Origin of the sequence: Amycolatopsis sp. CB00013 (assembly GCF_001905755.1) — a bacterium.
Lineage (GTDB): Bacteria > Actinomycetota > Actinomycetes > Mycobacteriales > Pseudonocardiaceae > Amycolatopsis > Amycolatopsis japonica.
Genome location: NZ_LIWC01000001.1, coordinates 646,441 through 657,900, shown reverse-complemented (window position 1 = coordinate 657,900; position 11,460 = coordinate 646,441). Strand labels below are relative to the sequence as shown.

Annotated in this window: 10 protein-coding genes; 9 read left to right on the top strand and 1 reads right to left on the bottom strand. The window is 68.3% G+C overall.

Features of this window, described 5'->3' with window-relative positions; all coding sequences use genetic code 11:
• Positions 1 to 125: 125 nt before the first annotated feature.
• The 7 genes from AMK34_RS02875 (at position 126) to AMK34_RS02845 (ending at position 7,920) form a co-directional block, all read left to right on the top strand.
• Entirely contained in the window at positions 126 to 1,073 is a 948-nt protein-coding gene (locus AMK34_RS02875) for a methionyl-tRNA formyltransferase (protein WP_038514182.1), read from the top strand.
• Between the two features lie 100 nt (positions 1,074 to 1,173).
• Complete coding sequence (locus AMK34_RS02870; RefSeq protein ID WP_073842733.1) at positions 1,174 to 2,139, top strand: RNA polymerase subunit sigma-70; 966 nt, start codon at positions 1,174 to 1,176, stop codon at positions 2,137 to 2,139.
• Complete coding sequence (locus tag AMK34_RS02865) at positions 2,139 to 2,576, top strand: PPOX class F420-dependent oxidoreductase (RefSeq protein WP_073842731.1); 438 nt, start codon at positions 2,139 to 2,141, stop codon at positions 2,574 to 2,576. The genes AMK34_RS02870 and AMK34_RS02865 overlap by 1 nt, the downstream gene beginning before the upstream one ends.
• 119 nt (positions 2,577 to 2,695) lie before the next feature.
• Complete coding sequence (locus AMK34_RS02860) at positions 2,696 to 4,801, top strand: alpha-galactosidase (RefSeq protein WP_073842729.1); 2,106 nt, start codon at positions 2,696 to 2,698, stop codon at positions 4,799 to 4,801.
• A 137-nt stretch (positions 4,802 to 4,938) separates the two neighbouring features.
• A complete protein-coding gene (locus AMK34_RS02855; RefSeq protein WP_073844532.1) occupies positions 4,939 to 6,210 on the top strand; it encodes an extracellular solute-binding protein in 1,272 nt (423 codons plus the stop codon).
• A 7-nt stretch (positions 6,211 to 6,217) separates the two neighbouring features.
• Complete coding sequence (locus AMK34_RS02850) at positions 6,218 to 7,105, top strand: carbohydrate ABC transporter permease (RefSeq protein ID WP_228694990.1); 888 nt, start codon at positions 6,218 to 6,220, stop codon at positions 7,103 to 7,105.
• Entirely contained in the window at positions 7,102 to 7,920 is an 819-nt protein-coding gene (locus AMK34_RS02845) for a carbohydrate ABC transporter permease (protein ID WP_073842727.1), read from the top strand. The genes AMK34_RS02850 and AMK34_RS02845 overlap by 4 nt, the downstream gene beginning before the upstream one ends.
• A 48-nt stretch (positions 7,921 to 7,968) precedes the next feature.
• Here the strand turns inward: AMK34_RS02845 and AMK34_RS02840 are convergent, their stop codons facing one another.
• Positions 7,969 to 9,606: an ABC-F family ATP-binding cassette domain-containing protein gene (locus tag AMK34_RS02840; protein WP_038514196.1), complete on the bottom strand. Its 1,638-nt coding sequence runs from the start codon at positions 9,604 to 9,606 to the stop codon at positions 7,969 to 7,971.
• A 147-nt stretch (positions 9,607 to 9,753) separates the two neighbouring features.
• Between AMK34_RS02840 and AMK34_RS02835 the strand changes: the two genes are divergently transcribed.
• Positions 9,754 to 10,644, top strand: coding sequence for a PaaX family transcriptional regulator (locus AMK34_RS02835; protein ID WP_073842725.1), 891 nt, complete (start codon positions 9,754 to 9,756; stop codon positions 10,642 to 10,644).
• Between the two features lie 36 nt (positions 10,645 to 10,680).
• The gene (locus tag AMK34_RS02830; RefSeq protein ID WP_073842723.1) at positions 10,681 to 11,460 is read left to right on the top strand and encodes an enoyl-CoA hydratase/isomerase family protein; all 780 of its coding nucleotides are present in this window, start codon (positions 10,681 to 10,683) and stop codon (positions 11,458 to 11,460) included.

Here is an 11,460-nt window from a genome sequence, read left to right as displayed (position 1 = left end):
GCGCGGCTCAGCCGCATCTCGGTACTTCGCAACAAAGACCAGGGAACCCTAACCTAAGTTAGGTGAGGCTCAACTAGTACTTTCAGTGGTGATGTTCATCCCTCGACCAGGAGGAGGCCGGTCCCATGCGGGTCGCCATGTTCGGATACCAGACCTGGGGACACCGCACCCTGCGGGCCTTGATCGACGCGGGTCACGAGGTCGCCCTCGTCGTCACCCACCCGAAGAGTGACCACGCCTACGAGAAGATCTGGTCCGACTCCGTCGCGGACCTCGCCGAGGAGAACGGGATCCGCGCGCTGCTGCGGCAGCGTCCCGACGACGCGGAACTCCTGGCGGAGCTGAAGGAAGCCGATCTCGACCTGATCGTCGCCAACAACTGGCGCACCTGGCTGCCGCCGGAGATCTTCGAGATGCCGCGGTACGGCACGCTGAACGTCCACGACTCGCTGCTGCCCGCCTACGCCGGCTTCTCGCCGCTGATCTGGGCGCTCATCAACGGCGAGAAGGAGGTCGGCCTCACCGCCCACATGATGGACGCCGACCTCGACGCGGGCGACATCGTGCTGCAGCGCTCCGTCCCGGTCGGACCGAAGGACACGACGACCGATTTGTTCCACCGGACGGTCGATCTCATCGCGCCGATCACCACCGAAGCCATCGAGCTGATCGCGAAGGGGAACTTCACCCCGGTCAAACAGGACAGGTCGAAGGCCAGCTTCTTCCACAAGCGCGCCCTGCAAGACAGCCTCATCGACTGGTCGTGGCCCGCGGACGAGATCGAGCGGCTGGTGCGCGCCCAGTCCGACCCGTACCCCAACGCCTTCACCTACCACCGCGGCAAGCAGCTGCGCGTGATCCGCTCCTCGGTGTCGGTGGGCCAGTACGGCGGCACCCCCGGCCGGATCTTCATCCGAGAGGGTGAAGGCGTCGTGATCGTCGCCGGCCCCGAGTCGCGCCGCGGCCGGTCGCACGGGCTCGTCATCGAGCGGGTGCGGACCGAGGACGGCACCGAACTGCCCGCGACCGAGTACTTCCGCACGATGGGCGGATACCTCACCGCTCGTCCCTGACCTGCGGTTTCCGCGGTCCCGCGAAAAAGTCATCGCGGGACCGATGAGTTCCGGTGAAGGGCGCCGTTACATCGGGTAAGAACACTCGATGGGAGGCGCCATGACCGACACGATCTCCGCGGCGAAGGCGGGAGACGAAACCGCCTTCGCCGCGCTCACCGAACAACACCGCCGGGAACTGCACGTCCACTGCTACCGGATGCTCGGCTCGTTCGACGAGGCGGAAGACGCCCTCCAGGAGGCGCTGCTCAACGCGTGGCGCGGCCTGGACACGTTCGACGGCGGCAACTTCCGCGCGTGGCTGTACCGGATCGCCACCAACGCCTGCCTCGACGCGATCCGCAAGAAGGACCGCCGGGTGCCGTCGGTCCGCTCGTTCGCCGAAGTCCCTTGGATCCAGCCGTATCCGGACCGCCTGCTGGACGAGATCGCGCCGTCGGAGGCCGAACCGCACGCGCTCGCCATCGCCAGGGAGACCATCGAACTCGCCTTCCTCGCGGTCCTGCAGATGCTGCCGCCGCGGCAACGCGCGGTGCTGATCCTGCGCGACGTGCTCGGCTGGCAGGCCGCCGAAACCGCCGAACTGCTCGATCTCTCGGTCCCCGCCGCGAACAGCGCCCTGCAACGGGGCCGCGCGACCCTGCGTGAACGCCTCCCGCAGCAACGCGGCGAATGGTCGGTCTCGGCTCCCTCCGAAGAGGAACGGGCACTGGTCCGGCGGCTCGTCGAAGCCCACGACAGCGGCGATTTCAGCACTTTGAGCAATCTGGTCCGCGACGACGTCCGCGTGACCATGCCGCCGGAGCCCCACTGCTACATCGGCCTCGAACACCTCGCCCGGCACGGCAGGATCGCCGAAGAGATGGGCGAATGGCGCGCCGTCCCCGTCGACGCGAACCGGATGCCCGCGTTCGCTTCGTACCTGCGACGTCCCGGCGACACCGTCTTCCGCGCCTTCAAGCTCGACCTCGTCCGCGTCGTCGACGGCAAGGCAGCCGAGTTCACCACGTTCGACAGTCACCTGTTCCCGGCCTTCGGCCTGGACGCCATCCTGGAGGGAAAGTAATGCCGGAGAAGATGACCGACGACCAGCGCCGCGCCTTCCTCGCCGAAGGCACCCGCACCGCCGTCTTCGCGACGGTCCGCCCCGACGGCAGGCCGCACGCGGTGCCGGTCTGGTTCGCCCTCGACGGGGACGACATCCTGGTCAACCTGGGTGCGGACACGGTCAAAGGCAAGGCGATCAAGGAGAATCCGCGGGTTTCGGTGGTCGCCGACGACCCAACCCCGCCGTACTCGTTCGTCAGTGTCGAGGGTGTCGCGGAGATCGTCTCGGATCCGGACGGCGTCCGTCTCGGCTCGGAACTGATCGCCCGGCGGTACCTCGGCGAAGCGGGGCAGGAGGTCATCGACGGCTGGCTGGCGTACGCGACGTCGCCGGGGAAGGTGATCGTGCGGGTGCGGCCTGAGCATTTCGTGGCGATCGCGAAGGTCGGCGGCTGACCGCTTCCCCAAGTACATGAAGGCCCCCTTCCTTGCGCCTAGGTACAGGAAGGGGGCCTTCATGTACCGGCGAGCGGGAGCCCCTGGTCACCGCGGGCGCCGGGCGTCAGGATGGGCCCGTGGCCGAGATCGTTTTCGACGACAGCACCCGTTCCTGGCTCATCCGCACGGCAGCCACGAGCTACGCGCTCCGGCTGACCGACGACGACGCGCCGTCCCACGTCTACTGGGGCCCGGCGCTCACCGCCGATCAGGTCGCCGACGTCCTCAACCGGACCGAGGAACGCTGGGATTCCTTCAACGATCCCAACGAGGGGCTGGACGAACTGGCCGCCGACGGCGGCACCCGCTACTGGACCCCCGCCCTCCAGGTCCGGTTCGCCGACGGGACCCGCGCCCTCGAATGGCGCTACCTCGGACACGACATCGACGACGAACGGCTGCGCGTCCACTTCCGCGATCGCCACTACCCGCTACGGATCACGCTCGGCTACCGCGTCCCGGCGGGCACGGACGTCATCGAGCGCTGGACCGAACTCGCCCACGACGGCACGGACGGCCCGATCGAGATCATCCGCGCCGACTCGGCGACCTGGGTCGCGCCGATCCGGCCGGACTACCGGATCAGCCACGTCACCGGCGGCTGGGCCGCCGAGAGCCAGTTGCTCCGCGAGCCCGTCCCCCACGGCGAGACCACATTCGGCAGCAGGCGCGGCATCACCAGTCATCACTCCAATCCGTGGGTGATGCTCGACGACGGCGAAGCCACCGAGCGGCACGGCGAGGTCTACAGCGCCGCGCTCGCGTGGAGCGGTTCGTGGCGGATCACCACCACGCGCTCCTCCACCGGCCGGCTCACCGTGACCGGCGGCTTCGGCCAGGACGGCGTCGTCCCCCGGCTCGCACCCGGTGACACGCTTACCACCCCGGTCTTCGCCGGGTTGTACACCGACGGCGGATTCGGCGCCGCGAGCCGCGCGTGGCACGCATACACGCTCGACCATGTCCTCCCGCATCCCGGCGAACTCCGGCCGGTGCTCTACAACTCTTGGGAGGCAACGGGTTTCGACGTCACCGAAGCCGGGCAACGCGCGCTCGCGGAGAAGGCCGCTGCGCTCGGCGTGGAACTGTTCGTGATGGACGACGGCTGGTTCGGCGCCCGCAGCGGTGATCACGCGGGCCTCGGCGACTGGCAGGTCAACCGCGACAAGTTCCCCGGTGGTCTCGAACCGCTCGTCCGCGAGGTGCACCGGCTCGGCATGAAGTTCGGGCTCTGGGTCGAGCCCGAAATGGTCAACCCGGACAGCGATCTGTACCGCGCCCACCCGGACTGGGTCCTGCACCATCCACATCGGACCCGGTCGGAGCTGCGACGGCAGCTGGTGCTCAACTTCGCCCGGCCGGACGTCGCCGAATGGGCGTTCGGCACGCTCGACTCCCTCGTCGGCGAGCACGGGATCGATTTCCTGAAATGGGACATGAACCGCCCCTTCAGCGAAGCGGGCTGGCCAGGTGCCGTCGATCCGGACACTCTGTGGGTGGAGCACACCCGCTCGGTCTACGCGATCATGGACCGCCTCCGCGCCCGCCATCCCGGGCTGCGGATCGAGGCGTGCAGCGGCGGTGGCGGGCGGATCGACCTCGGGGTGCTGGCCAGGACCGATCAGGTCTGGACGTCCGACAACACCGACGCGCTCGACAGGCTCGTCATCCAGCACGGCTACGGCCAGGTGTACCCGGCGCGCGCGATGTCTGCGTGGGTCACCGACGACCCCAACTTCGTCACCCGGCGGTCCACTCCCCTGAGTTTCCGGTTCCACGTCGCGATGGCCGGCGTGCTCGGCATCGGCGGCGACATCGTGAAATGGCCTGAGGAGGATCTGGTCCACGCGCGCGAACAGATCGCGCTGTACAAGGACATCCGGCCGATCGTCCAGCACGGCAGGCTCCACCGGCTCGTGCCGCCTGCCACCGACGGCCTCTCCGCGCTGCAGTACGTGGCGGCCGATGGCGGACGCGCGGTGGTGTTCGTGTTCCGGCAAGCGGCACATTTCCACACTCGTGAACGACCGCTCCGGCTCGACGGTCTCGACCCCGCCGCCCGATACCGCGACGAAGACACCGGAAAGGTGTGGCACGGCGCCTCGCTCCTGGCACACGGCCTGTTCCCCGGCCTTCCGGACGGCGATTTCGCGAGTGCGGTGATCCGGTTGACGAAGGCCTAAGCCCGCCGATAGATCAGATGTATCGCGACTTTTCGCCCCCGAGACCTGCCAGAGCTGCTTGACATCACCCTAGACATCCGATCGAATGCCGTCGTATATGAGACGTCGTGCATCGCCGCGAGAAGGGTGACTGGGGCATGAGAAGGTCCTTCGCGTTGGGAGCCGCACTACTCCTCGCCGCGAGCGTCACCGGTTGCACCGTCGGCGGCGGGACGGACGCCTCCGGCGGCGAGATCACCTTCCTGACGTTCGAGACGCCCAACCTCCCACCGTCCTATTGGGACTCCGCCATCAAACGCGTCACGGACAAGAACCCCGGTCTGAGCGTGAAGAAACTGGTCGCCCCGTCGACCGACCGCACCGGCTACGCCAAACAACTCCTGCAGTCCGGCCAGTTCCCCGACGTCGCGATCGCCGTCGATTCGGCCGGGTTCGCCGAATCGGGCAACCTCTACGCGTGGACACCCGAGGAACTCGAGGACTTCCAGTTCCCCGGCGCCAACCCGATCAAGGGCGGGCACCACCAGCTGCCCGCCAACACCCAGACCATCCCGCCGATCTACTACAACAAAAAACTCTTCGCCGACGCCGGGATCACGTCGGCGCCGTCGACGTGGAACGAGCTCCTCGCGGCGTCGGAGAAACTGAAGGCGAAGGGCATCACGCCGTTCACCATCGGCGGCGGCAAGGAAGGGTTCCCGTCCGCGATGCTGCTGGACGGCCTGGTCAGCGTCGAGGTCTACGGCAAGACACCGGACTGGCTTTCCCAGCGGCGGGCCGACAAGGTCAAGTTCGCCGACCCGGCCTTCCAGCAGGCGTTCGGCAAGTTCGCCGATCTGGTGGCCAAGGGCTATCTCGACAAGACGCAGGTTTCGCGCGACTACTCCGCGACCGAGGCTGCCTTCCTCAACGGCGAGGGCGCGATGTACCCGATGGGCAACTGGTTCGCCGCGAGCGCCGACGCCAAGAAGCCGCCGTTCGAGATCGGCGTCTTCAACTTTCCCTCCGAAGACGGGAAACTCGTCGTGCCCGCGTACACCGGTGGCGGCATCGTCGTCAACGCGAAGTCGCGGAACCTCGACGCGGCAAGGAAGTTCGCGCTCGCGTTCCAGCTGGACAAGCAGCAGATCGACGCCTCGGTCAAGGCCGACGGCCTGTTCCCCGCCATCAAGGGCTACACGCCGCCCGCCGACGTCGGACCGGTCTTCAAAGCGGGATACGAGCTGTACAAGGAAGCCGTCGCGAAGAACGCCGTCGTGAACGCCTTCAGCTGGGAAACCGCGGACGACGGGCTCCTGCCGGGAATGAAGGACAAGGTGTACCAGGCCGCGCAGGACGTCATCACCGGCCGCAGAACGGTGGCCGACGCGTGCGCGTTCCTGGACACCGAGTGGGCGAAGGCGCGCTGACACCACGATGGGGAGAAAACCGATCCTGCCGCGCGTGTGGCATTTCGCCTCGTTCGGCGCGCCCGGAGTCGTCATCTACCTGTGCTTCGTCATGGCGCCGATCCTCATCAGCTTCGGCTACAGCCTGACGAACCACAACCCGTTCAGCCCGCCCGCGGAATTCGTGGGCCTCGAGAACTACCGGCTGCTGTTCCAGGACGAACAGTTCCTGACCGCGCTCCGCGTCACCACGATCCTGACCGTGATCGTCGTGGTCGTGCCGAACGTGCTCGGGCTCGGCGTCGCGGTGCTGCTCGACCGGAAAGGCTGGCTATACAACGCTTTGCGGAGTGTGTTCTTCACGCCCGTGATCCTCAGCTCGGTCGTGGTCAGCATCATCTGGACGAAACTGCTCGACGACCGGGGTCCGGTCAACGACGCGCTCCGCGCCCTCGGCGTCGAGCATCCGCCGGGCTGGCTTTCCGACCCGGATCTGGCGCTGTACTCGGTCGCGTCGATCGTGTGCTGGCAGATGCTGGGGTTCTGCGTGGTCGTGTACCTCGCCGGCCTGCAGGGTGTCCCGGCCGAACTGCTGGAGGCCGCGGAGATCGACGGCGCCGGGCCGGTGCGCCGGTTCCGCGCGGTGACGTGGCCGCTGCTCGCGCCGTCGCTGACGATCAACACCGTCGTGCTGCTGATCTCGGCGTTCAAGACCTACGACTACGTCAAGGTCGTCACCAACGGCGGACCGGGTTCGGGGACCACGGCGACCATCGCGTTCGACGTCCTCGCCACCGGCCTCGACGCGAACCACGTCGGCTACGCGTCCGCGATGGCCATGGTGATGCTGGTGATCGTCGCGACGCTGACCACGATCGTGCTGCGTTTCCTGCGGCGGCGGGAGGTCGACCTGTGACCGCGAAAATCCGGCCGGTCGCCGCGATCCTGGTGAGCGCGCTCTTCGCCGTGCCGCTGTACTACGTGCTCGTCAACGTGTTCAAACCCGGCGATCAGATCGCCCGGACGCCGGCGTCGGTCCCGCTGCCACCGACGCCGGCCAACATCCACGCCGTGCTCACCCGGCCCGACGGCCTGTTCTGGGTGAGCCTGGCGAACAGCGTGCTCGTCACGCTGCTGTCGATCCTCGTGCTGACCGTGCTTTCGGCCATGCTCGGGCACTACCTGGCGCGGTCGGCCAAGCGGTGGGCCAGGGTGCTCGCGCTGATCCTGTTGGCGGGCTTGATGATCCCGCCGCAGGTGATCCTCATCCCGGTCACCGAGGTGCTGCGGCTGACCGGGTTGATGGCGACGATCCAGGGTCTGGTGCTGTTCAACGTCGGCTACTACGTGCCGTTCGGGGTCTTCGTGTTCACCGGGTTCATCCGCGGGGTGCCGGTGGAACTCGAGGAGGCCGCCCGGCTCGACGGCGCGAGCCGGGCACAGGTGTTCTGGCGGATCGTGTTCCCGTTGCTGCGCCCGGCCACGGCGAGTGTGCTGATCTTCCTCGGCGTGTGGATCTGGAACGACTTCATCGATCCGCTGATCATCCTCGGCCCCAGTCAGGGGACCACGGTCACCACCGGGATCTACCGCTCGATCGGCCAGTACCAGGCGGATCTCGGCAGCGTCTTCGCGCTCATGTTCCTGGCGACGCTGCCGGTGCTCATCTTCTATCTGGCGCTGCAGAAGCAGTTCGTGAAGGGCCTCACCGGGGGCGCGACCAAGGGCTGACCCCGCGTTTAGTCCTCTGAATGCGCACGCATTCAGAGGACTAAACGCTCAGAGTTCGGTGACCTTCCCTTCGGCCACTTCCAGCCGCCGTGTCGTCGCCACGGCGTCCAGCATCCGCCGGTCGTGCGTGACGAGCAGCAGCGTCCCCGGGTAGTCCGCGAGCGCCGACTCCAGCTGTTCGATCGCGGGCAGGTCGAGGTGGTTCGTCGGCTCGTCGAGCACCAGGAGGTTCACCCCGCGCGCCTGTAGCAGTGCCAGCGCCGACCGCGTCCGCTCCCCCGGCGACAACGTGGCCGCCGACCGCAGGACGTGCGCGGCCTTGAGCCCGTACTTCGCCAGCAGCGTCCGCACGTCGGCGTCGGCGAGTTCCGGTACCTCCCTGGCGAAGGCCTCGACGAGCGGAAGGTCGCCGAGGAACAGCTTCCGCGCCTGGTCGACTTCCCCGACCACGACACCGGAACCGAGCGAGGCGGCGCCCTCGTCGACCGGGACCCGCCCGAGCAGCGCCGCGAGCAGCGTCGACTTCCCGGCGCCGTTGGCCCCGGTGATCGCGACCTTGTCCGCCCAGTCGATCTGCAGGTCGACCGGGCCGAGGGTGAACCCGCCCCGCCGCACCACCGCGCCGCGCAGGGTCGCCACGACCGCGCCCGCCCGGGGCGCCGCGGCGATCTCCATCCGCAGTTCCCATTCCTTGCGCGGTTCTTCGACGACGTCGAGCCGCTCGATCATGCGGTCGGTCTGGCGTGCCTTCGACGCCTGCTTCTCGGTCGCCTCGCTCCGGAACTTGCGGCCGACCTTGTCGTTGTCGGTGGCCTTGCGCCGGGCGTTCTTGACGCCCTTCTCCATCCACGAACGCTGCATCGCGCCACGGGCTTCGAGCGACGCCTTGGTGTTCGCGTACTCCTCGTACTCCTCCCGGGCGTGCCGTCGCGCGACGGCACGCTCCTCCAGATACGACTCGTAGCCACCGCCGTAGGTCCGCACCTGCTGCTGCGCGTAGTCGAGCTCGACGACGCGATCGACGGTGCGGGCGAGGAATTCCCGGTCGTGGCTCACCAGGACGGTCCCCGCGCGCAGCCCGGTCACGAACCGCTCGAGGCGTTCCAGGCCGTCGAGGTCGAGGTCGTTGGTCGGCTCGTCGAGCAGGAAGATGTCGTACCGGCTCAGCAACAGCGACGCCATCCCGGCACGCGCCGCCTGCCCGCCCGAGAGCGACAGCATCGGCTGGTCGAGGTTGACGGTGAGGCCGAGATCCGCGACGACCTCCCCCGCCCGGTCGTCCAGATCGGCCCCGCCGAGCGCGAGCCAGCGGTCGAGGGCCAACCCGTAGGCGTCGTCCGCGCCGGGTTCGCCCGCGGTGAGCGCCTCGGTCGCGGCGTCGAGCGCGGCCTGGGCGGCGGTGACGCCGGTACGCCGCGAAAGGAACGCGCGGACGGACTCACCCTCGCGGCGTTCCGGTTCCTGCGGGAGGTGACCGACGGTGGCCGTCGGCGGGTTCAGCCGGACACTGCCCTCTTCCGGCGGCACGAGGCCGCCGAGGGTCTTCAGCAGGGTCGACTTGCCCGCGCCGTTCACCCCGACGAGACCGATCACTTCGCCCGGCGCGACGACCAGGTCGAGACCGGAGAACAGAACACGGTCGCCGTGGCCGGCGGCGAGATCCTTGGCAACGAGTGTGGCGCTCATGAGATCGGTAAGTCTACGGGGACCGATTGAACAGCTCGTGGTCCCTCGGAAGAGTGGCAAGTATCCAAGCGATCACGGAACGTGGGTAACCTGGTTGTTCTTCTGGACCCGAACGAATCCCCCGAGCATTGAGGTCGGTGACAGCAAATGGCGGACTCCGCCACCCCGGTCCCCGTCGTCCACCAGCAGAAAGGCGGTACCCGCAGGCCGACATTGAGCAGGCGGCGGGAAGTCGGTCATGCCAGCGCGCGGTCGCTGCTGATGACGATCCTCGGCGAGTACGTCCTGCCCCGCGACCAGGCGATTTGGACGTCGACACTGGTCGAGGCACTGCGGGTGCTGGACATCGAGGAGAAGTCCGCCCGGCAGGCGCTCGCCCGTTCCTCCGCCGAAGGATGGGTGGTCTCCGAACGCGTCGGACGAAGAGTGCGCTGGTCGCTCACCCCACCAGGCAGGCGCCTGCTGACCGAAGGCGCGGAACGGATCTACGCCTTCGGCAACGAGGAAAAGGCCTGGGACGGACGCTGGCTGATGCTGATCGTCTCGGTCCCCGAAGCGAAGCGGGATCTCCGGCACCGGCTCCGCACGCGCCTGACGTGGGCCGGGTTCGGTTCCCCGGTCGCCGGGGTCTGGGTCAGCCCGGATCTCAGCCGCCAGCGGGAAGCCCAGCAGATCGTGCAGGAACTCGGCCTCGACGCCCAGGCGATGTCGTTCACCGCCGCCTACGGTGACGTAGGCGACCAGGAGACGATGGTCGCGCGGTCCTGGGACCTCAGCGACCTGAAAGACCGGTACGAGGACTTCATCGACCGCTTCACCGGTGCGCGGCCCTCCGGCGAACGCGGGGTCCTGCGCGCGCAGACCGAACTCGTACACGAATGGCGCAGCTTCCCGTTCCTCGATCCACGCCTTCCGCTAAAACTCCTCCCCGACGGTTGGAGCGGCGTGCGCGCGGCGGACCTCTTCCACCGCAAGCACGTCGAATGGCGACCGGAAGCACAGGCGCAATGGGACGAACTCGCGGCGACCTCGGGCTAGGGTCACGGGAAACCGACCCACCGGAGGGAATCCGCCTTGGCCACCTCGATCCGCCTCGACCGTGAAGACGACCTCGCCGTCCTGACCATCGCTTCGCCGCCGCTGAACCTGTACACGGCGGACCTGCAGCGCGAACTGGGCGAGGCGATCGGCGAACTGGAGACCACGCCGCCGCGCGCGGCGCTCATCCGCGCCGAGGGCAAGATCGTCAGCGGCGGGGTGGACGTCTCCCTGTTCGACGCCCAGTCGAACGCCGCCGAGGCGAAGGTGCTCTTCGACGAGATGCTGGCGATCCCCGACCGGATCGCCGCACTCCCGTTCCCCACCGTGTTCGCCGCCCACGGCCTGTGCCTGACCTGGGCGTTCGAGGTCGCGGTCGCCTGCGACATCATCCTCGCGAGCGAGAAGGCCAAGTTCGGCCTGGTCGAACGGGTCGTCGGCCTGACCCCGACCATGGGCGGCACGCAACGGCTCGCCGCCCGCGCCGGGGTCGGCCGCGCCAAGGAGTTCGTGATGACGGGCGCGACCTACGACGCCGCGACACTCGAACGCTGGAACGTGGTCAACCGGGTGTTCCCGGCGGACGGCTTCGACGAGGCCGTCCGCGCTTTCACGACCGATCTCGCGCAGGGCCCGACGCGGGCGCACGCCGCCACCAAGAAGGTGCTCGAGCACTACGAGCACGGCGGCGTCGCCGAGGCGAACGAGCACATCACGACCATCGCCGCCGGGCTCTTCGAGACCGAAGATCTGCGCGGCGCGGTGAAGTCGTTCCTCGCCGACGGTCCCGGCAAGGCGACCTTCACCGGCCGCTGA